Genomic DNA, 20,264 nt, shown 5'->3' on the forward strand with positions numbered 1-20,264 from the left:
TCACCTAGTTCCATAAATTGTGTAGTACCCTTACGGGCGACGGCGGGGAGCGAACGGACGTACGGGAGCAGTGATGCTCATGGTAGTAAATATGTCATTTTGTGCGTGCATTACGGGGTAAATGTACAAATTATCTTGAATTCACCTAATCCAGATGTTATTTTTTACAAAAACTTTACGTTTTGTTACGATATGCCAGCAATTCATAAATCAAGAAGGTAAAAACTGCGAGATATTCAATCGCCAATAACCATAAGTTTTCTTTGAAGTCTACCAACGAATACGCAAAATAGCTTAGTACGACTGCGGCTGACCATATAAATGCAAATCGATATTTTGTGAAAGCCGTCAACACAACAAGGAAGATAAGGTACCATGGGTGGACTGTGGTAGACATCAAATAGTACAAAGTCAATACCCAGAGCATAGACGTTATCAGCACAGTTAATTTTTGATTATTTCTAAGGAATGTAAAAAGCAATACGATTGCAATAGTAATTATGGGAGTTATTTTTCCATAGGTTTTAATTAATACCCAAGGTTTTGCATCGAATTGCGTGGCGATTTGCTTTATGCCATTGTAAATACCCGCGTTGAATTCGAAGTTTGAAAACCAGAGTCCAATGGTTTGGGAGTAATTACTGATAAATTCTGAGGAATAAAATGGGGCAAATAGCAAGAGAGAGGTCACTCCTATAATTAAATAAAACACAACACTTTTCTTAAACTTGAAATGCGTTAAGAAGAGTGGAAGGAATAAAAGTGGTACCAGTTTCACCGATATGGAACACGCATAAACAACAGCTGCCCATTGCCATTTGTGTACCGAAAGTAGATATAACGCCCAAACAAAAAAGAAAAGCATTACCCCTTCGAAATGAAGGTTGCCAGTCAATTCAATAATAACCAAGGGATTTAAGAAATACCAACAAATCAAGTGCGGTGACTGATTGATATTTTTTAAAAGCTTGCGTCCAAAATAGAATATTCCAATATCCGCCAGAATAATGGTACCCCGCATAACCACTATCGAACCCAAGATGCTCTTCCCACCAAGTAGGGCAGCTAAGGCAAAAATGAGTTGGTTTAAGGGAGGATAATTGCTGTAGTGTTTTGCACTTAAGCTTCCCATACCGTTATGCAGTTCCACAGCATTAGCGATTGCCAAATCTGCTTGATCGATTAATGTATTCGGAACATTCAAATACGGATTCATGAAATGGCTTACCAATTCACCATCCCAAATAAAACGATAGAAATCTTGCGAGAGGTTAGGCTCCGCTACAAGAAAGACCAAACGGAAAATAATACCCACTGCCAGAAGCAATTTAAAATTCCATTTTTCGAATTGAACGAGTTTGAAACACAAAAAGAAAAGCGCGACAAAAAGGGTTAGGAGCATAATAAAATCTGTACGCTCCAAATAGTAAGCAAAGGTGAAATAGAAAGCTAAACTCAGAAAGGCAAGTATCATCGATACCTGATGGAGCTTCCAATATGTAATGATTCGGTTGGGCATTTTTGGTTTGAATAGCGGTATTACGAAGAAACGAAAATTATTCGTTGCATGCATCTTGTTCTACCGAGTAGGTAAGAGAAGCTATTTTCCAAGCGTTATTTGTTTTGATTAAGGTAAAAATTTCATAACCACAATGAGAATGTTTGTCATTTATCCAGAAATCGTATGCGGCCCAAACTGCGGCGACATTATTGTGTATATGAATTGTGATTTCTTCGTCGCGAAGTCGCTCTTTTAAACTATTCGTAGTGGTACTTGCCTTTAAAATGGAATTCCGCACGAGTGTAGAGTCTCCTTGTTGTCGTATAGAATAAGCGTAGGCGTTTTCCAAAAACAAATCATTAAATGCAGTGGCATCTTTATTCTCCATAGTACGGAAAAAGGTATTCACAACTTTTAAGACCTCTTGTTTTGAATCTTGAGCAATGCCGTTACTCACTGTGGCTACCATGCATAGTATTGCAAGGAGTTGATGTTTATAGTTCATGTAAAGGAATTTTTGGTTGATGGCCTTTAGTTGCATTAGAAAATTGAAAAAGCTAAATTCAAAGCTACTTATAAAAACAAATATGAAGCGTTTAAAGAAAATTGTGGGATATGCGCTGTTGCTCATTTTGTGTTATGCAGCATATGTGGTAGTTTCTACTGGATATTTAAGAACAATAGAAAATACCTTTGATGGTCAGGTGGTAAAAGAAATAGCAATTGCCGGGGCAGAAGATATAACGCTAATTCCTGAAAATGGTTTTGCATTGGTTTCTGCTTCCCCTAGAAAAAGCGAATTGGAGGTACAAGAACGGTTGGGCGCGCTATATCTGATCGATTTGAATTCGAAACAGTATGAAACCAAAAAACTAACAGCCGATCTAAAGATGCCATTCGCCCCCCACGGCATTTCAATGTATCAGAACGATAGCACCTATAAGGTCATGGCTGTAAACCATACGCAAAAAGGGCATTCATTTGAGGTGTTCCAATTGCAAGATGCCACCTTGACCTTTGAAAAGACAATTACCGACCCCGCAATTGTGAGCCCTAATGACGTGGTTATGATAGATGAAAACCGTTTCTACTTTACAAATGACCACAAGTATGAAGATGGGATAGGAAGATTTGTTGAAGATTATGTGGGTATAGGACTGTCGAATGTGGTCTATTTTGATGGTGAAAATTATATTGAGGTGGCTAAGGGTATCGGTTATGCGAATGGTATTAACTATGATAAAAAGCGAAAACTACTTTTTGTGGCATCTCCAAGAAATTTTGAAGTGAAGGTTTATGCAGTAAATGAAGACGGATTGCTAGATTTTATTGAAGATATTGATTGCGGTACTGGTGTAGATAATATTGAATTTGACTCTGAAGGTAATTTGTGGATAGGAGCACACCCAAATCTGTTGCGTTTTTCGTCATATGCTGCTGGTAAAAAAGAAACAGCGCCGTCTGAAATTATTAAAATCGACTATCGCGGTAGCAATGATTATTCTATTGAAAAAGTATACATTAATGACGGTACATCAATGTCTGCGTCTACAGTAGCGGTACCGTATGATGATATCATTTTAACAGGAAACGTAATGGATTCTCATTTTCTTATTTTGAAACCGAATAAGACAAGGTAGCTATTATGCCCGTGCAGTTAGCGACTTAAAGAAAACATAACCAAAGCCCAAAAACAACATAAAGTGAAAAGGGAAGAGCCCGAAATCATTCAGAGGTATTGCGCTGTACATTCCAAAAAGGAAATAACCCATCAAACCAAATTCAAGAATCATATTTGGCGATAGTTTTTTGGCAAGGTATTTATTGCCTTTCCAACTTTCTGTAATGCTATTTATATTGAACTTGGGTGTTCTTACAAACTCACTTCTTTTCCCCATATGCCCTTCTAAAACTGCGATAGAATTGTGCAGTGAGAAACCCAAGGCAACAGAAAAGAAAGTAAAGAAGAGTTTGATATAATCTACGAAATTATCGAAACTACTACCTTGAATACTTTTATAAGTAAACCAATAGCAAACAAAAAGGATAATAGTACTTAATACAAAGAAACTTAGTGTGGTAAATACCCAGTCTAGATGCGGGTAAATAGCCTTGATGTACATGGCTGGAATACTCAAAAGAGATACTAGAAAAACGCATAAGAACATTGAACTGTTCAATAAGTGCATTACACCGTGAAACTTCGTTTTAAAGTTGATGTTCTTTGCCGTTAATACACTCCAAACGGACTTTCTAAAGTTCTCGGCTCCACCTTTGTTCCAGCGAAATTGCTGTGAACGTGCTGCACTAATAACAACAGGAAGTTCTGCAGGAGTTTCCACATCTTCCAAGTATTTAAATTTCCAATTCTTTAATTGCGCTCGGTAACTCAAGTCAAGATCCTCGGTAAGTGTATCGCCTTCCCAATTTCCTGCATCGAGTATGCATTCTTTTCGCCAGATACCGGCAGTGCCGTTAAAGTTGATGAAGTGTCCCTTTGAATTTCTACCCACTTGTTCTAAGGTAAAATGCGCATCCAATGCAAAAGCCTGAATTTTAGTAAGGGTAGAATAGTCTCTGTTGATATGCCCCCATCGAGTTTGTACAACTCCGATTTCAGGGTCTTTAAAATAGATAACGGTCTTTTTCAACCAATCGCTATCAGGTAGAAAATCTGCATCAAAAATAGCTACAAATTCTCCTTTGGCAACTTCCAAGCCCTCTTTCAGGGCCCCAGCCTTAAAACCTTGGCGGTTCGTGCGCCGTATGTGCGTAATATCTAAGCCTGTTTGTTTGAGCGTTTCTATATGCTTTGCCGTGTCAATTACAGTATCATCTGTAGAATCATCCAATACCTGAATCTCCAACTTACTCTTAGGATATTCTATTTTAGAGATGTTTTCCAGCAAACGGTCCATCACATACTCTTCATTGTAGACCGGAAGTTGTATAGTTACATAAGGAATCTCTTTCGGGTCTAATAAGTTGAATTTAGGTGCGGTCTGATTTTGGCGTTTATTGCTCAAGTAATTAACCAAAAGGTTCAACTGTGCAAGGCTATAGAAGAAAATCAGCAATAGCGCGATACTATAAATTGCCAAGATTATGTAAGCGATTGTCAAACCCATATTACTTTAAACTATATTTAAAAATCCAACCAAGAATTTTTATGCCTGCAAATATACTACCTTTTACGGTACCTGACACCTTTGAAACACCAATTCTCTTCTTGTAACGTACTGGTACTTCGGTATATGCCAGCTTGGTTTTAAGCGCCTTTAGCTGCATTTCTACTGTCCAGCCGTAGGTCTTATCTTCCATTTCAAGTGTTAATAACTTATCATACGTTATGGCTCTAAACGGTCCTAAGTCTGTAAATGTTGCCCGAAAGAGCAATTTCATCAGAAAGGTTGCCAGCCAATTTCCAAAAATTTGCTGAGGGGTCATACTACCTTCTTCCCTTAGTCTCTTAACTCTTGAACCTATTACAAAATCATAACCATTATTTATAATGGGGTCTACAATTTTATTGAGTTCTTCTGGATAATCAGAATAGTCTCCGTCGATAAATACGATAATATCAGGTAAATTGGATTGTTTTGCGATATAATCCATGCCTTTTAAACAAGCGTATCCGTATCCTTTTCTAGCTTCTGTCAATACGGTGGCCCCTGCCGCCTCTGCATTTCGTGCAGTTTCATCTGTGGAATTGTTATTGACCACAATTACTTCCTCAACTGAATCGGGAATTTCTTTGATTACTTCAGCAATGGAATCTGCTTCGTTAAAAGCTGGAATGATGACTTTGATTATTGAACCCATTTAAACTTTTTCAACTCGTTTAGAAAATGATCTTTTGCACAAATAACTTGTCCTTTACTCATTCCGTGGCGCTACTATGCAAATCTAAACAAGCCATATAACTGCACAAAAAATCTAATTTTCGCTTCAATTCAAAAATTCTAAATGTATTCATGTCCTTATTTTAAATCTGAAAGCTTGTTTTCGCGTCTAAAACTACTGAAACTGAACCATTCTTTAATCTTCTTCCCATTTTTATATTTTTCTGCTGAGGTCAATTTGGTATTGTTATACTTTAAACAATAGCCATTTTTAATGCCGTTGCTGAGCTGACATTTGTGATTAACATTTCCGTTAACGTCATAAAAAAGCCACCAATTGGCTTTTTTTCCATGCGTGTAATGGCCCTCAGAGGTCTTTTTCCCCCAGGCATTATAAAAATGCCAATACTTTATGCGTTTATCATTTTTATATTCACCTTGTGCTGAAATTTTTCCGCTAGAATGGTAGAACCTCCAATAGCCGGTTTTTACACCATTATAGATCCATCCTTCCGACTTAGTTTTACCCGTTTCGTAGTATTCTTTGTGGTAGGTACTATTTGCTTTAGACAAATTTCCAAAGGACAACAATAGAACCATAAGAGCACATACCTTGGCAAGCATGAGAGTGTTTTTAAGTTATGTCGAAGGTATACTCGGCAACTAACATTTTGCAGCGGTATTTTAACATTGGTTTTGGTATTTTGAAGAATGACTTTTACTATACCTCAAAACGGTATGTAAGTTGACGAACATCGCTATTTGAGAAAGCTAGGGTTTAGTAAAGCTATGCCAAATAGTCTCTTTTCATGCCGGTTGAGAGTTTTGAGTAGGGCAGCGGTCTAAATGCTTATTTCTTATTGACCAATTCCATCAAATCGACATCATTGCCAAGTAATACCTCTGTAGGATTGATACGTCCTTCTTCGGGTCCGTTTTCTAGTTTCAATACACCTCTTGGGCAAACTGCAGAACAAACGCCACAACCTACACAGCTTGAACGAATAATATTTTCACCTTTCTGTGCATAGGCACGTACATCGATACCCTGCTCACAGTAAGTAGAACAGTTTCCGCAGGAAATACATTGCCCTCCATTCGTCGTAATTCTAAATCTTGATTTAAACCGTTGTACAAAACCTAAATAGGCAGCCAACGGACAACCAAAACGACACCAAACACGATTTCCAAAAATAGGGTAGAAACCTGTTCCGATGACTCCTGCAAAAATAGCGCCTATAAGAAAGCTATAGGTGTTCATGATGCTTTGCACTTTTATTCCTAGTACGGTACTTGTTTCCGCAAAGAAACCGTATAGCGTAAAGCCTGTCATTACTACAGCAAAAACCAATACACCATGAATTAGCCATCGCTCAACATTCCAAGAGAATAGCGATTTGCTAGAGTGTTGGCGATAAGGGTCGCCCAATGTTTCTGCCAATCCTCCACACCCACAGACCCATGAACAATACCATCGTTTACCGAAGAAATATACCATTACAGGAACAATGACCAAAGTCAATACGATGCCCCAAACAAGTATAAACATACCTAGACCACCCCCTGCAATAAGTTCTTTTAAATTCCAATTGAAAAAGAAATCGTAGTCTAATGGAAATGCATTTTTGAAATCATAACCTTTTGAATAAGACAGTTGCAAACGCACCATAATTTCAGGAATTAAAAATGCGAAGACAATTTGAAAGAATAATACAGAGGTAGTTCGTACCATTTGATACATGTTGTGACGGTACTTGATGTACATACGTATAGCCATTACGGTCATAACCACGCAATACATAAAACCATAAACAAACCAGTGCCCTGCTAGATTGCCACTTAGGCTCTCACTTATTGGGTCTACCAGGTAGGTCCAGTTGACCGCATATTCTGATTTGAAATACAGAACGAGATAGAAGCTGACCAGAAAGATAAAAACCAACCAAGCTATCCAACCTTTATTAGTGGAATTTTGGTGATAGATATGGTCATTCTTAATACCCTTTTTACCTAAGGTCACTAGTTGCGGAAGAATGAACATCAGCGCACCTATGATTCCAAGTCCGAAAGTTAAGAACCACATTAATCCTTTATTTTGAGGAATATAACCGTAGCCTGATTTTTTGCGAATGGCGGTTGCTAAATCATCGCTACCGGCATAAACCTTCTTTCCCCACTCTTTGTTTTTAGTATGCTCAACATTTGCTTTTTCAATAGATTCTTTTACCAAAGGGGCTAAGGATTGGTATCCTGAGAAATTCTTGTTTACCAACTTACTTTTTAGGTCTGAAACGAAAATTTCACTTTTGATACCCTGACTGCTAATCAATTCGTCAAAAGTGCTTTGGTCAAGTTTAAAATCTCCTATAAAAGGAAGGGCAGTGAAAACTCCCAAACCGATTAAAAAGATGGCTATGCCTATATGTTGTAATACTTTCATTTTGCTATCGGTTATGCGTTACTAAAAATTCGTTTCCAACTTTTTTTCTTGAGGGCGATACTTGTTCCGAATTCTGAATTAAATTTGGAAACAATCTTACCTTCATATTGCTTATAGAACTCTGGATCGAAATTGGCATCTTTAAGGTGTTCCATTACATGATTCACATCGCGTTTTTCAGTTAACCAGCGGTCAAAAATTTCATGCCGCATTCGAATACCAAAGGTGTTAATGCCTAAAAATTGTTTGGTTGCTTTGTTGAACGCTACCGTAATACATATTTTCTCATTGTCGTCTCTCCAATGAAAGTGTTGTTCATTTTCTTTCATTCCTCTTTCGCTAAAAACCCATCCGTAAGTCTGATATTCAAGGTCGAGAAATTTTGCCGAATTGAACCAATGCCCTGGTTTGTATTCGATTTTATTACCACAGATAGTCTGCGCAACTGTCTCACCCATCATTCTGCCAGTATACCAAACGGCTTCAATAGCTCTTCTTTGACCAATACTTTCATCCTGTTCAGCACAATCACCTATGGCATAGATATCTTGGATGTTGGTTTCTAAATAGCGGTTGACTTTAATGCCGCGGCCCAGTTCGATACCTGATTCTTTTAGAAAATCTATGTTGGGTGTAACGCCCGCCGTAAGTCCTACGACATCACATGCGATTTCTTCGCCGGTTTCCTGCACTACTACAGCCCGAGCGCGACCATTTTCATCCGCTAAGATCTCTTTAAGATTAGAGCTCAAACGCAGGTCTATATGATGTTCAAGAATATGCTCGTTGATCATTGCAGATTCTCCAGCTGGTAAGACGCCATTCCAAAAACTACTTTCACGTACCAAAAAAGTAACAGGAATATTTCTACTGCGAAGCATTTCGGCCATTTCAATTCCAATTAATCCGCCACCTACGATGACGGCTCGTTTACAAGATTTGTTATCCGGTGCATTTGCTTCCAATTGATCTAAGTCTTGTTTGGAATACAAGCCTTGAACAGCTTGAAGATCTTGTCCGGGCCAACCAAACTTATTGGGCTTCGACCCCGTTGCCAGAATTAGTTTGTCATAACCGATTGAATTTCCATCGGCTAAAACCAACTGCTTATTGTGGTGATCAACGGTATTGACAAAACCTTTAACCAAATCGATTCTATTCTTTTTCCAGAACCAATTTTCATAGGGTTGTGTATGTTCGAACTTCATATGTCCCATATAAACATACATGAGTGCAGTACGAGAAAAAAAGTAATCGGTTTCGGCTGACACAATTGTGATTTGTTTATCTGAATTCTTACGGATGTGCCGGGCTGCCGTAACTCCGGCGATGCCGTTTCCTATAATAACAATATGTTCCATATGTTTATGTATTGTAAACGAAAATTAGGTCGCCTTTAAATGTAAGAACTTAATCGCATTGCTTAATTTAGAAACAATTTAAATATTAACCTTTTTTGTAAGGTTTGTCAAGGACTTTCGAACTTGTAACCCGCTGATTTATAAAATCTTAAAAAAAGCATAAAAGTCAATTTTTTTTGTAGGGATGTTAAAATGCTTTCGACAGAGGTTTCAGTTTTGAATGACAATACCAATTTATCATGAAAAAAAATATAAGTTTAGTAATCGTATTATTTCTAACAGTATCCTTTTCATTTGCGCAAACCACTGCTGATTTCTTTTCAAAGTCAGATGCTTTCTTTAAAGCGAACGTGAAAAATGGTAGGGTGGCTTACAAGGCAATCAAAGATGATCCAAACGCATTGAATGAATTGCTTGAAATGGCTAAAGGCATTTCAGTCTCAACAGACAATGCCAAAGAGTACCAAGCGTTTTGGATTAATGGATACAACCTTTTGGTAATCGACGGGATCGTAAAAAATTATCCTATAAAATCGCCTTTAGACAAGCCTGGCTTTTTTGATGGTCATAAAAACGAAATAGGAGGTACCAAAATTACCCTTAATGATATTGAAAATAAACTATTACGTAAAAACTTTCCTAAAGAACCCCGATTCCATTTTGTTTTGGTATGTGGGGGCTTAGGTTGTCCGCCGATAATAAGTGACGCTTATACGCCTTCTATGTTAGATTCGCAGTTGGAAACACAGACCAAATTGGCCATAAATGATCCGAATTTTATCCGTGTTAATAAGAACAAGGTCAAGGTTTCTCAAATTTTTGAATGGTATCCCGGAGATTTTAAACAAGACGGAAAGAAACTTGTAGATTTTATCAATCAATACAAAGCTGAAAAACTACCAGAAAAAGCTAAAGTATCATACTATCAGTATGACTGGACGTTAAACGAAGTCAAATAATTACCAATACATTTCAGAAGTTTTATCCTATTTCGCCTTCATTAAGAGATAGGGCTGGGCTTCTATTTCAAAACAACAATAAAAATAAACATCCAATTATGAAAACAATAAATAATTATATCGCAGTATTAGCAATACTCTTTGCAACTTCAATAGGCTTCGCTCAAGATGAGATGAAAGAAAAAGAGGAAATGGTTGATGAGCCTCAGCAAGAACAAAGTAATATTCAGCAATACACTCCTTCAAAACTTATTGGAAAAGGACAAGTTGATATAAAATGGTTCAATAACTTGTATACGCAGACGAAAAGTACTTTTTCCGAAGGTAAAGAACCTAGACAGTCGTTCTTCACTTCTACTTTTGAGTTTTACACCGGAGTAGGGCAAAATAAAAGAGTGAACCTTGGATTTATAGCAAGATTGCGTTCGAATGTTATAAGTACCCAAGATAATGACAGGGGGGCCTTAGATGTCTTTAATTTTAGCGGAGATAACAACTCACGTTCAGGGTTAACAGCCTTTGCACCGTCTATCAAATTTGTTCCTTTTGCCTCCTTGAGTAACTTTTCAATTCAAAGTTCGTTTTTTATTCCTTTGATTGATAATGAGACTGAAAATGGCGTTTTTCTTGAACAAAAAGGGTCTGTATGGCAGAATCGCCTGTTCTACGATTATACCTTTCCAGGTAATAAATGGCAATTGTTCACTGAGCTTACTACAGAACTTAACTTTGGTGACGAAGAGAAAAGCTTTGCCAATAATAGCTTGAACATCAATCCAGGGGTATTTCTAAGTTATTTTCCTAGTTCGAAGTTTACCGTTTTAGCATTGGCACAACATTCACAACGAATCGATTTGGGGAATAATTTTGCACAAGATTTTACAGCGGTAGGCGGAGGCGCTAAGTATCAGTTAACCAAGGCCTTAAACCTTGAAATTTTGTATACCAATTTTGTTAGAGGCAGTAATACTGGTTTAGGACAAACCTTTAATCTTGGATTACGAGGTATTTTCTAAGCCCCCTTTCCTTAGCCCGCTTCTAAAGGCAGCGCATGGTTTGAACCTGCAAATAATCTTTTGGTGCGAATTTGCTCTCGCTGCAACAGGGCGTCTTGAAGATTGACTTTTCACCTATATTTTTAAAAAATCACTTAAAAACCCTTATTTTTGCGAGTTAAATGCAAATAAATGAGGGTTTTAGGTTTTTTGATACTTTGCTTATTGCAGTTTTCATGTGCAAGCCAGATAACGCCAAAAATCAATGGCATTAGTTTTGTTGCTTCCCGTGAAGAGGCAAAACAAGAACATGTTGATGAGGTATTATCGCTGCATGCCAATCACGCTGCAGTGATGCCATTTGGATTTATACGCGACATCAATTCTCCCGAAATCATTCATAATACCGACCGACAATGGTTTGGCGAAACCAAGAACGGTGCAAAACAATATATTGAACTTTTACACAAGAATGGAGTGCAAGTAATGGTCAAACCTCAAATTTGGATTTGGCGTGGAGAGTTTACCGGTACGCTTAAAATGAATTCGGAGGAAGATTGGAGAGCTCTAGAAAAATCATATGATGATTTCATTCTTACCTATGCTAAACTGGCAGAGGAAACCAAAGCAGGTATTTTATGTATCGGAACCGAGCTGGAACAATTCGTAAAAAATAGACCGGCATACTGGAAGAATCTTGTTCAAAAAATTAGAAAGGTGTACAGAGGAAAATTGACCTATGCGGCCAACTGGGATGAGTACCCTAGAACAACCTTTTGGGAGGACCTCGATTACATCGGTATAGATGCATACTTTCCGTTATCGGAAGAAAAAACTCCCTCGGTAGAACAACTTAAAAAAGGATGGCAGCCTTGGAAAAAGAAAATAGTTGCTCTTTCAAAAGAAAAAGACAAACCTGTTCTTTTTACCGAGTTTGGATATCGCAGCATGGACTATAACGCGAAGAAACCATGGCTTGTAGATCGCAATGAGGAAAATGTCAACCTAGACGCTCAAGTAAATGCCAAGAAAGCTATATTTTCTGAGTTTTGGACAGAAGATTGGTTTGCCGGCGGATATGTCTGGAAGTGGTTTATAAACCATGAAGAATCTGGCGGGGCTGACGACAATCGTTTTACTCCGCAAAATAAACCTGCTCAAAAAATAATTACAGAATATTATAAAACCAATTGATATGTTACGATATTGCCCCCCCATTATCGCACTTTTAATTCTGAGTTGTTCTACTGATGCTGAAAATATTTTAGCACCTACACTAGACTCTAGTCTAGCAAGTAAAGAAGTAGTGCTAGACAATGTAATCGCCTGTGCGGCGAGTAATGCAGATGATGAATTCATCAGCGTATTTTTTTATCCAAGACCTAACACTACAAATTTTAGGTATTTCGAGACCGAGGATGCAACTTTTGACAAGAACGATTTTGATAACTACATTCCTGTAGACTTCCCAATTCGCGATGTTTTCAACGGGTTTTTGAAAAAGTTTGAAATAGCATCTGTTACTGAAAAATGGGTGATTGTCGCCTTTGATGAAGGGGGAAAAACACACCTTTCCAATCCGATACGATTGAAACAAAATACAAGGCCTACGGAATATATTTCACGTAATGTCTCTGTAGAGGCTACAACTAATATGCCTAGTTTTGAATGGCAGGAAGGAAGCTATAATGACACCAAAATCTACTTTCACGTGGTATCTGATGCTGCCAATAATCTGTTGTCGGGCACCTATACATTCGAAAGAAATTTTCAGTATTATAATCTCGACAATGTAGTGTTGAATGTTACGCAAGGAACACCTCCTACTTTAAAATTAGGGGCAAATTACAATTTCACGCTCCTAGGTGTGAGTGAAGACAATTGGGTTAATCTTTTTTCTGAGGTACCTTTTCAGCTTGAATAAGCGAACTGTGATTTCTTTGTAACAGCTATAGCTTATCTTTGATTTTGTTAACGCAAAATATTCATGTTGAGGTCGTTTCTCCCCATTTTGGTTTTTTTTATAATGACTATGGGTTTGGCTCAAGAGCCTTTGGTGGCAGATGTTAAGATTCAAGGCGCCAAGAGAACAAAGACTTCCTTTGTAAAAAAGATTATCAAATTGCGGTCAGGAATGGTCTTGGATTCCACGATAATTCTTGAGGACATGGAGCGTTTAAAACGACTTCCCGCGGTTTCCCATGCCTACTTCCAGGTATTTTCGAGCAATGATGAAGGGCGCCATAATGTGTTTTATAATATTGAGGAAAATTTCACTTTAATTCCTTTTGCAAACCTGTTTACTTCTTCAAATGATGATTTTGCCTTTAGAATAGGGCTGCAAGAATTTAATCTTTTGGGAAGGAATATAACGTTGGGAGGCTTTTACCAATATGATATATTCAATTCCTACGGTCTCAGTATCAAAGCTCCATACTTGTTTAGTAAAAAGTTAGGGCTGGCTTTTAACTATCATGACTTTACTACACAAGAACCTGTTTTTTTTGATAATACTACGGCCGATTATCGCTACAATAACAACGGTTTTGAAGTTTTGGGTTTGTATGAGTTTAACTTTAAAAATAGAATTGAACTCGGGTTTAGTTTGTTTACCGAAGATTATGAATACCTATCAGGAGCAACAAATGCTCAGGTACCCCAAGCGTTGAATGTAGATAAACACTTGATCAAACTCATTTATGAGTATAATGATTTGGAATACTTTTATCAATATTTGGAAGGATTTCGTAGCCAACTTAATTTTCAATATGTCGGAAGCTCTGATGCCTCTTTACCTGAGTTTTTAATCGGATTTAATGATTTCACTTACTTTCATCGAGTGGGTCAAAAAGGAAACTGGGCCAGTAGGCTACGCTTAGGACTGGCAAGTAATGTGGAGACTCCTTTTGCTCCTTTTACTGTCGACAACAATCTAAATATACGTGGGGTGGGCAATACTATTGATCGCGGAACTGGTGCAATCGTTTTCAATACAGAATACCGTCATACTTTAGTCGATAAAAATTGGTTTGTGCTACAGAGTAATGTTTTTGTAGATGGTGGTTCTTGGCGTAATCCAGGAGGCGGCTTTGGCGATTTTGCCGACAGTCAGAACATTCGAATATACCCAGGCGTGGGGGTTCGATTTATACACAAAAAAATTTTCAACGCAATCTTTCGGGTAGATTACGGTTATGGTATTACAAGGGATGCCTCAAGGGGAGTAGTATTTGGTATCGGACAATATTTCTAAGTTTTGGTATTGTTAAGTAAATCGTTAACTTTTTTTTAAAAGCTACCATTTACTTTTCAAAAATCGTATCTAATTTTGCATATACGATGTGTTTCTAGGCATCATTTTTGAATTGGAATTGAGGATTAGACTAGTATATATGGTTTCTGGAGTTTTTCTAAGGGTTGTTTTTCTATTGTTTATGTTGTCAGGCTTGGTACTAAAGGCACAAGATTCTTTAACTACTGCCACCGCGGAAAAAGGAGATGGAATTCTTTCGCTTCTTAGAAAACAAGGTATAAACCCATATGAGGCCTATGATGATTTCATCGCTATGAACCTAGTCAATCTACGTGATAGTGTGCATTTGTACGAAGGGCGCAACTATCTAATTCCTCCAGTTAAGCTCGATACGGTAGCGATTGTAGATTCGATACAACGAAAATCCACGGAAATAAAAAAAATTGAAAGTAAGGCGTATCCCATTTTTGGTGAGAAGCATGCTACGGTGCTCTCCAAAAGTGAAAAATTAAAAGGTGCGGTCTACTATTTGGTCTCCGGTCATGGCGGTCCTGACCCTGGGGCGATGGCAAATTATGCAGGTACTTCAATTGCAGAAGATGAATATGCATACGATATTACTTTGCGATTGGCCAAAGAACTGTTATCTCATGGTGCTATAGTTTACGTAATTATTCGCGATAATAATGATGGAATTCGCGATGAACGAATTCTAAAAATCGATCATGATGAGGTTGCCTACGGTAATAAGACTGTGCCGCTCAATCATTTGGCGAGGTTAAAACAGCGAGTTGATATTGTCAATGAGCTACATCAAAAGAATAGAGGCAAATTTCAGCGCTTAATAGTTACTCATGTTGATAGTAGGAGTAAAGGACAAAATATTGATGTTTTCTTTTATCACCATAAAAACAGTAAAAACGGAAAGAAACTTGCAGAAAGTATTCACAAAACGTTTCGCAAAAAATATAAAAAGTATCAACCCAACAGAACCTATACAGGAACCTTTGGCGATAGAACGGGTCTGTATTTGGTCAAAAATACTCATCCAGCCATGGCCTATATAGAAATCGGAAATATCAGAAATAAAAAGGATCAAAAGCGTATTCTTGTGCCTGATAACCGCCAAGCGCTAGCCAAATGGATTTCAGAAGGGGTTATTCTAGACTTTGAAAGTGGAGAAATAGGACGTATTCGTTAAAGTACTATCTTTCGCTTGTAGTAGTCATACAACTGCTCAGGTCCCGCGCCCAAGTAATTTTTCAAATGAATTATACCGAAATGATACTGCAGTGCAACTTCACCTCGTTCTTCATATCTTCTAGCCGAGGTTTTTACGTGTCTTGGGAGAATTTTAAAGGGACTTATTTCATATAGTCGCCCAATAAACTCATTGTCTTCGTAAACAACGTAGTTCTCATCAAATCCACCAGATTTTTCGAAGAGGCTTTTGGTGATAAAAAGCGATTGATCACCCCCACGGCACAATTGGATATTTACACGTGTAAACCACGCAAAAAAGCCCAAAAAACGGCTATTGCTATCAAATTTCATTTGAAAGCACCCTACTTGGTTTTTATTCAAAACCGTGTCTATAATACTTTTGTCGAAGTCTTTTGGAGGCAGGGTGTCTACATGTATAAAATAAAGGATTTCACCACTTGCATTTTTCGCGCCATGGTTCATTTGCTTGGCACGACCTTTTTGAGAATGAAGCACGGTCACCTTATGATTTGAAGCAAGGGAAATCGTGGCATCTTCACTGCCTCCATCGATTACTAATATTTCATTTATATTTTCAGCCGTACTATTCTCCCTCAACGACCTTAATATCGTGTCAATAGCATTCTCTTCGTTTAATACAGGAATGATAATACTTAGTTGGGGGTTACTTTGCTTCATTCAAATTCCAATCGTATTTGAGAAAGTCGATGTCTGCGTTACCGTTGATTTCAACTTCCGTGTATGGTTTTATATAGTCTGCCAAAGAACCATTTTTGGTAAAATCCTTTTTGTACCATTTAAAAATTTTTGACAGTTGCATTTTTTCTTTGGAAATGCTGTTTCTGGTTGCGTCGTTGATAAACTCAAGCGTAACCTCATGCAATTGTTTCTGCATCTGGTCAGCGGTAAAGGCTTTGTTCAACAATTTCGGACAAGAAAAAGAAGCGCAGTTAATCGCAAAATGAATTCTTGGCTCATTCATCTTTCGAAGTATCTTGTGTTCGATATTTCCTAAAGAAAGCACACCATCACCAGTCTTAATCCAGTTCCTTCCCCAGGGATTTTTTATATCCATTATACTTGTAGTAGGATAGTTATCAAGTATTAGTTTTACCGTTGCTGCATTATAAAGATTGATGTAATAGGCCAACTTTTCATTTTTAGACCAATCTTTTTCCGGACTATTTTCAGCCAATTGATATAGGTATCTATCTAACGAGCCGGCATCATTTTGAAAAGACTTGTAATCAACATCACCTTTGGCATTCACATATTTTGCCAATAAGCTAGTCCATTTGGAATGATCTGGCTTGACTACTTCTTTTTCGGATGGTTTAGACCTTTCCCCCGCTATGGCAACTGGCGCAGCAGTTGTTGCAACGGCCTTTGTCTCTTCTGAAACAGTAGCGCCTTCATTTTTAGAATCATCTAACAAAATGGTATCGTTAGAAGTTCGCAGGCTTTCTTCTTTCTTCTCTTCCAATGATATGGCCTTTTTAGCTGCATGAGGTGAGTTACCACAAGACATCCAAAAAGAACCTAAAAGAATTAAAAACAATTTAACCATGTCGCTTTAATGTATCAACAGCATCCACCGCCATCGTAGTGCCAGGTACTCTCGCTAATATGTATTTCATCACTTGCCTTGGCTAGGGCAGCAGCAGTTTTATCACAAACAGCCAGAGGTTGGTTTTGCATTAGCACATGACCCGCTTTATCATCGAAATAGTCTTCATCTCCATAATAAATCGCGGTTTTTCCGGTGAACATGCACGGCCCATCTTCTGGCATGGGGTCTTTGATGGCTGCAATTTCTATAGATTCAATAAAAATCAATTCATCGGTAGGATAGTGGTTTGGAGATAAAACGCGATATGATTTTCTGGCCCGAATCTCAATAGTTCCGAAACCTGCATCGGTCAATACTTTGACATATTCTGCTATGGGAATGCTTCCGCTCAGGCACAACGCTCTCAAACGATCATCATTTCGCAGTTCATCGTTCATCGGTTGCTCGCATGTAGGGTCGCTCATCACCAAGCGCCCATGAGGTTTTAGTACACGATACATTTCGGCAACGGCTTTTTTCAGATCATCCATTTTAAAGATGTTGAATAGGCAATTTTGCGCGGCTACATCAATACTTTCATCTTCAACGGGAAGGTTTAAGGCATCACCTTTTACGAGGTTTACAAATTCACTTTTGAACCAGTCGTTTTCAATTTCCGCAATTTTGAAATTTTGTCGAGAGGCTTCCAACATCTCATCAACTACATCAACTCCTGTGACTCCTCCTTTTTGTCTAGAGAAATAAGAGAATTGCAGCAATTCCATACCTCCCCCGACACCCACATAGAGTACTTTAGGATTGTTAACCAAATCTTGGGCAGATACCGTGCTCCCACAACCGTAATTCATTTCTTGCATTATGGTTGGAATTGAAAGTCCGGGAAACTGCCAAATCGGATTTGTGGTACAACAAAGACCAACATCGGGGGTTAAAGCTGCTTCTTTATATAAATCGTTTGTTGCTTCTAAATAACTCATTCTTTAAGTTTAATTCGTGTTAGGTTTGATGTTAAATGAGGTGCTACCAGTACTCTTAATTACCAATAAGCCTCTAGCATCGAGCTATTATTATATTTCCTTTATTAACTCTTTAAACAGCTTTACCATTTTTGGCTCTGTTTTTTCTGCGATTGCGATAATCTCCTGAATATTAATAGCTTGTAAATTATCAGGATCACATTCATCCGTTAAGACTGATACCGCTATAATAGGTAGTCGTAAATGATTGGCAACAATTACTTCTGGAACCGTACTCATTCCGACGGCATCTGCTCCAAGGGTCTTCAGCATGCGGTATTCTGCCCGTGTTTCTAGCTGTGGTCCTACCACCGAGGCATATACACCTTGTCTAAGCGATATAGCTTCTTTTTTAGCAATGGCCATTAATTTATTTCCCATTTCGGCATCATAGGGCGCTGCCATATCTACAAAACGATCTCCGAATTCAGCAACATTTTTGAAGGCCAATGGCGAACCGCCTTGTAAATTAATATGATCTTCGATCAGCATCATATCTCCTTTTTTTAAGTCTAGGTTTATGGCTCCAGCAGCGTTTGAAATAAACAGTTTTTGAATTCCGAGCTGATGCATAACACGTATTGGATAGGTTACATCCATGAGATCGTAACCTTCGTACAAATGAAAACGACCTTGCATGACAACAACTTTTTTCCCTTCAAAGGTTCCGTACAATAGCTTACCTGTATGAAACTCTACTGTTGCCAATGGAAAAAAGGGAATATGATTGTAATGCGCTACTATAGGGTTTTCTATCTCGTCAGCTAATTTTCCCAAGCCGGTACCTAGTACAATTCCTATTTCAGGATGCGCAAACCCTTTGGCTTTTAGGTATTCAGTTGATTCTTGTAATTGTTTTTCGGTAAGTCTCATAGGTTCTTCAAATAAGGTTGAAATACTGTAATATTCTTAATGTCTTCGTAAAGATCAATATCGTTTCGCTCTTCCAACAAGTGCACATTTTTATTTCTCAAATCGTCTAGAGTAGCTTGCAATACAGATGCTGTACCCCAAATTTTGTTTTGAAACACCTGGGCGTTGAAGGCATTCATTCCGAGTAAATAATAACCGCCGTCTTCCGCCGGGCCAACTACAAAGTCTTTGGTTTTAAGAATATCAAAGGCATTTTCCAGGTCTGTTTTGCTAAGGTCATACATATCACTTCCGATAACAATTACACGTTCAAAGCCTGAGGCGAAACCTTCTTGAAAAGCCTTGGCCATTCGAATACCCAAATCATTTCCCTGTTGTAATCTCTTATCGAAGATTGAATTGTTCCAAATATCATCATTCCAGATTGCCTCCGAATACCAAACCTGCTTGATGGCATTTACAGGCTGTGTCAATTTTACGGTATGATTTAACAGAAACTTATAGACCTCCAAAGCATTTACATCTCCTATAGTTGCGGCTAATCGCGTTTTACATTTTCCCAGTTCAGGATTTCTGGTGAAAATGAGCAGTAAATTCTTTGAAGTTACCTTAGTATGATCTACCACGGTCTTTTCTTTTCTATTTTCTATGGGAGGGATGATGCTCATGAAGTGTGCTGGGGTTTGAGGGAAAGCTAGCGAATAATATGTGTTATGAACTAATAGACTTTGACACCTTTTTTAAGCAGTTTGCCCCATTCTTTATCGAAGGCATGAACGCTATCTGTTTCCATCTGCTTGGGGCTATAAACCGCATTGCCATGGTTCTTCCACTCGAAAATACCCCCGTACAGATTTTTTATATTGGTGTATCCGGCTTTTTGTAATCTTTCTCCAATATCTTCAGAACGTACACCAATAGAGCAATACACTATGATTGGAGCATTTTTATCTAAAATTTTGGTAGTCACTCTTTCTTCAGTAAATTCTTCATGGCCTACCCAAATAGCATTTTTTAAGTGACTCACTTCAAATTCCTCTTTTTTTCTTGTATCGAGAAGCACAATATTTTCGGTCAGTTTTAGGTCGTCAACATAGACGTAAGGAACACTTTTGTTGTTCCAACGCTCTAAGGCTTTGTCTAATTTTTTTTGCCCCAAAACGGAGGCGCTAAAAACTAAAATCAGAAAAGATGATAAAAGAAAACGCATGGGTATTTCAATAAATTAGT

The 20,264-nt window shown here is 38.0% G+C and carries 20 protein-coding genes; 7 read left to right on the top strand and 13 right to left on the bottom strand.

All coding sequences use genetic code 11. From position 1 onward, the window contains the following. Positions 1–175: 175 nt before the first annotated feature. Together ABJN95_RS08215 and ABJN95_RS08220 are read right to left on the bottom strand one after the other, a co-directional pair. Positions 176–1,519 carry a mannosyltransferase gene (locus ABJN95_RS08215; RefSeq protein WP_348369900.1) on the bottom strand — a complete coding sequence of 448 codons (1,344 nt, stop codon included), beginning with the start codon at positions 1,517–1,519 and terminating at the stop codon, positions 176–178. A gap of 37 nt (positions 1,520–1,556) precedes the next feature. After that, on the bottom strand, positions 1,557–2,006 hold the full coding sequence (locus ABJN95_RS08220; protein ID WP_348369901.1) for a nuclear transport factor 2 family protein: 450 nt from the start codon (positions 2,004–2,006) through the stop codon (positions 1,557–1,559). An 82-nt stretch (positions 2,007–2,088) separates the two neighbouring features. Here ABJN95_RS08220 and ABJN95_RS08225 point away from each other — a divergent pair, with 82 nt between their 5' ends. Beyond that, complete coding sequence (locus ABJN95_RS08225) at positions 2,089–3,141, top strand: SMP-30/gluconolactonase/LRE family protein (RefSeq protein WP_348369902.1); 1,053 nt, start codon at positions 2,089–2,091, stop codon at positions 3,139–3,141. Between the two features lie 3 nt (positions 3,142–3,144). Here the strand turns inward: ABJN95_RS08225 and ABJN95_RS08230 are convergent, their stop codons facing one another. From ABJN95_RS08230 to ABJN95_RS08250, 5 genes are all read right to left on the bottom strand, one after another. Further along, positions 3,145–4,629, bottom strand: a complete 1,485-nt coding sequence (locus ABJN95_RS08230) for a cellulose synthase family protein (RefSeq protein WP_348369903.1) — start codon at positions 4,627–4,629, stop codon at positions 3,145–3,147. Position 4,630: 1 nt separating this feature from the next. Next, the gene (locus tag ABJN95_RS08235) at positions 4,631–5,323 is read right to left on the bottom strand and encodes a glycosyltransferase family 2 protein (protein ID WP_348369904.1); all 693 of its coding nucleotides are present in this window, start codon (positions 5,321–5,323) and stop codon (positions 4,631–4,633) included. Between the two features lie 158 nt (positions 5,324–5,481). Beyond that, the gene (locus ABJN95_RS08240; RefSeq protein ID WP_348369905.1) at positions 5,482–5,967 is read right to left on the bottom strand and encodes a hypothetical protein; all 486 of its coding nucleotides are present in this window, start codon (positions 5,965–5,967) and stop codon (positions 5,482–5,484) included. 226 nt (positions 5,968–6,193) lie between these two features. Beyond that, positions 6,194–7,783, bottom strand: a complete 1,590-nt coding sequence (locus ABJN95_RS08245; protein WP_348369906.1) for a 4Fe-4S binding protein — start codon at positions 7,781–7,783, stop codon at positions 6,194–6,196. An 11-nt stretch (positions 7,784–7,794) separates the two neighbouring features. Further along, positions 7,795–9,144, bottom strand: a complete 1,350-nt coding sequence (locus ABJN95_RS08250) for an FAD-dependent oxidoreductase (protein WP_348369907.1) — start codon at positions 9,142–9,144, stop codon at positions 7,795–7,797. 239 nt (positions 9,145–9,383) lie between these two features. On the opposite strand from ABJN95_RS08250, the gene ABJN95_RS08255 reads away from it, so the two are divergent. The 6 genes from ABJN95_RS08255 to ABJN95_RS08280 all read left to right on the top strand — a co-directional run bounded on the left by ABJN95_RS08255 (position 9,384) and on the right by ABJN95_RS08280 (position 15,552). Further along, positions 9,384–10,103: a DUF547 domain-containing protein gene (locus ABJN95_RS08255; RefSeq protein WP_348369908.1), complete on the top strand. Its 720-nt coding sequence runs from the start codon at positions 9,384–9,386 to the stop codon at positions 10,101–10,103. A gap of 173 nt (positions 10,104–10,276) precedes the next feature. After that, positions 10,277–11,119: a hypothetical protein gene (locus tag ABJN95_RS08260; RefSeq protein WP_348370083.1), complete on the top strand. Its 843-nt coding sequence runs from the start codon at positions 10,277–10,279 to the stop codon at positions 11,117–11,119. Positions 11,120–11,290: 171 nt separating this feature from the next. Then, positions 11,291–12,292 (top strand): glycoside hydrolase, encoded by a 1,002-nt coding sequence (locus ABJN95_RS08265; RefSeq protein ID WP_348369909.1) that lies wholly within the window; start codon positions 11,291–11,293, stop codon positions 12,290–12,292. 1 nt (position 12,293) lies between these two features. Next, positions 12,294–13,022 (top strand): hypothetical protein, encoded by a 729-nt coding sequence (locus ABJN95_RS08270; protein WP_348369910.1) that lies wholly within the window; start codon positions 12,294–12,296, stop codon positions 13,020–13,022. A 63-nt stretch (positions 13,023–13,085) separates the two neighbouring features. After that, entirely contained in the window at positions 13,086–14,351 is a 1,266-nt protein-coding gene (locus tag ABJN95_RS08275) for a POTRA domain-containing protein (RefSeq protein WP_348369911.1), read from the top strand. Between the two features lie 139 nt (positions 14,352–14,490). Next, positions 14,491–15,552, top strand: coding sequence for an N-acetylmuramoyl-L-alanine amidase (locus ABJN95_RS08280; protein ID WP_348369912.1), 1,062 nt, complete (start codon positions 14,491–14,493; stop codon positions 15,550–15,552). Here ABJN95_RS08280 and ABJN95_RS08285 read toward each other — a convergent pair. The 6 genes from ABJN95_RS08285 to ABJN95_RS08310 all read right to left on the bottom strand — a co-directional run bounded on the left by ABJN95_RS08285 (position 15,549) and on the right by ABJN95_RS08310 (position 20,244). Then, a complete protein-coding gene (locus ABJN95_RS08285; RefSeq protein ID WP_348369913.1) occupies positions 15,549–16,253 on the bottom strand; it encodes a TIGR04283 family arsenosugar biosynthesis glycosyltransferase in 705 nt (234 codons plus the stop codon). The two genes, ABJN95_RS08280 and ABJN95_RS08285, sit on opposite strands and share 4 nt — an antisense overlap. Beyond that, the gene (locus ABJN95_RS08290) at positions 16,240–17,142 is read right to left on the bottom strand and encodes a DUF547 domain-containing protein (protein ID WP_348369914.1); all 903 of its coding nucleotides are present in this window, start codon (positions 17,140–17,142) and stop codon (positions 16,240–16,242) included. Before ABJN95_RS08290 ends, ABJN95_RS08285 begins: the two co-directional genes overlap by 14 nt. A 14-nt stretch (positions 17,143–17,156) precedes the next feature. Then, the gene (arsM, locus tag ABJN95_RS08295; RefSeq protein ID WP_348369915.1) at positions 17,157–18,122 is read right to left on the bottom strand and encodes an arsenosugar biosynthesis arsenite methyltransferase ArsM; all 966 of its coding nucleotides are present in this window, start codon (positions 18,120–18,122) and stop codon (positions 17,157–17,159) included. Between the two features lie 90 nt (positions 18,123–18,212). Next, on the bottom strand, positions 18,213–19,034 hold the full coding sequence (locus ABJN95_RS08300; protein ID WP_348369916.1) for a purine-nucleoside phosphorylase: 822 nt from the start codon (positions 19,032–19,034) through the stop codon (positions 18,213–18,215). Further along, complete coding sequence (locus ABJN95_RS08305) at positions 19,031–19,702, bottom strand: TIGR04282 family arsenosugar biosynthesis glycosyltransferase (RefSeq protein ID WP_348369917.1); 672 nt, start codon at positions 19,700–19,702, stop codon at positions 19,031–19,033. The genes ABJN95_RS08300 and ABJN95_RS08305 overlap by 4 nt, the downstream gene beginning before the upstream one ends. Before the next feature lie 50 nt (positions 19,703–19,752). After that, positions 19,753–20,244 (bottom strand): rhodanese-like domain-containing protein, encoded by a 492-nt coding sequence (locus ABJN95_RS08310; RefSeq protein ID WP_348369918.1) that lies wholly within the window; start codon positions 20,242–20,244, stop codon positions 19,753–19,755. Positions 20,245–20,264: the final 20 nt, after the last annotated feature.

Source organism: Maribacter sp., assembly GCF_039974175.1.
Lineage (GTDB): Bacteria > Bacteroidota > Bacteroidia > Flavobacteriales > Flavobacteriaceae > Maribacter_C.

Excerpts from the sequence above, each read along its gene's own strand:
- ABJN95_RS08215 (WP_348369900.1), bottom strand. The coding sequence starts at position 1,519 with ATGCCCAACCGAATCATTACATATTGGAAGCTCCATCAGGTATCGATG.
- ABJN95_RS08220 (WP_348369901.1), bottom strand. The coding sequence starts at position 2,006 with ATGAACTATAAACATCAACTCCTTGCAATACTATGCATGGTAGCCACA.
- ABJN95_RS08225 (WP_348369902.1), top strand. The coding sequence starts at position 2,089 with ATGAAGCGTTTAAAGAAAATTGTGGGATATGCGCTGTTGCTCATTTTG.
- ABJN95_RS08230 (WP_348369903.1), bottom strand. The coding sequence starts at position 4,629 with ATGGGTTTGACAATCGCTTACATAATCTTGGCAATTTATAGTATCGCG.
- ABJN95_RS08235 (WP_348369904.1), bottom strand. The coding sequence starts at position 5,323 with ATGGGTTCAATAATCAAAGTCATCATTCCAGCTTTTAACGAAGCAGAT.
- ABJN95_RS08240 (WP_348369905.1), bottom strand. The coding sequence starts at position 5,967 with ATGCTTGCCAAGGTATGTGCTCTTATGGTTCTATTGTTGTCCTTTGGA.
- ABJN95_RS08245 (WP_348369906.1), bottom strand. The coding sequence starts at position 7,783 with ATGAAAGTATTACAACATATAGGCATAGCCATCTTTTTAATCGGTTTG.
- ABJN95_RS08250 (WP_348369907.1), bottom strand. The coding sequence starts at position 9,144 with ATGGAACATATTGTTATTATAGGAAACGGCATCGCCGGAGTTACGGCA.
- ABJN95_RS08255 (WP_348369908.1), top strand. The coding sequence starts at position 9,384 with ATGAAAAAAAATATAAGTTTAGTAATCGTATTATTTCTAACAGTATCC.
- ABJN95_RS08260 (WP_348370083.1), top strand. The coding sequence starts at position 10,277 with ATGAAAGAAAAAGAGGAAATGGTTGATGAGCCTCAGCAAGAACAAAGT.
- ABJN95_RS08265 (WP_348369909.1), top strand. The coding sequence starts at position 11,291 with ATGAGGGTTTTAGGTTTTTTGATACTTTGCTTATTGCAGTTTTCATGT.
- ABJN95_RS08270 (WP_348369910.1), top strand. The coding sequence starts at position 12,294 with ATGTTACGATATTGCCCCCCCATTATCGCACTTTTAATTCTGAGTTGT.
- ABJN95_RS08275 (WP_348369911.1), top strand. The coding sequence starts at position 13,086 with ATGTTGAGGTCGTTTCTCCCCATTTTGGTTTTTTTTATAATGACTATG.
- ABJN95_RS08280 (WP_348369912.1), top strand. The coding sequence starts at position 14,491 with ATGGTTTCTGGAGTTTTTCTAAGGGTTGTTTTTCTATTGTTTATGTTG.
- ABJN95_RS08285 (WP_348369913.1), bottom strand. The coding sequence starts at position 16,253 with ATGAAGCAAAGTAACCCCCAACTAAGTATTATCATTCCTGTATTAAAC.
- ABJN95_RS08290 (WP_348369914.1), bottom strand. The coding sequence starts at position 17,142 with ATGGTTAAATTGTTTTTAATTCTTTTAGGTTCTTTTTGGATGTCTTGT.
- arsM (WP_348369915.1), bottom strand. The coding sequence starts at position 18,122 with ATGAGTTATTTAGAAGCAACAAACGATTTATATAAAGAAGCAGCTTTA.
- ABJN95_RS08300 (WP_348369916.1), bottom strand. The coding sequence starts at position 19,034 with ATGAGACTTACCGAAAAACAATTACAAGAATCAACTGAATACCTAAAA.
- ABJN95_RS08305 (WP_348369917.1), bottom strand. The coding sequence starts at position 19,702 with ATGAGCATCATCCCTCCCATAGAAAATAGAAAAGAAAAGACCGTGGTA.
- ABJN95_RS08310 (WP_348369918.1), bottom strand. The coding sequence starts at position 20,244 with ATGCGTTTTCTTTTATCATCTTTTCTGATTTTAGTTTTTAGCGCCTCC.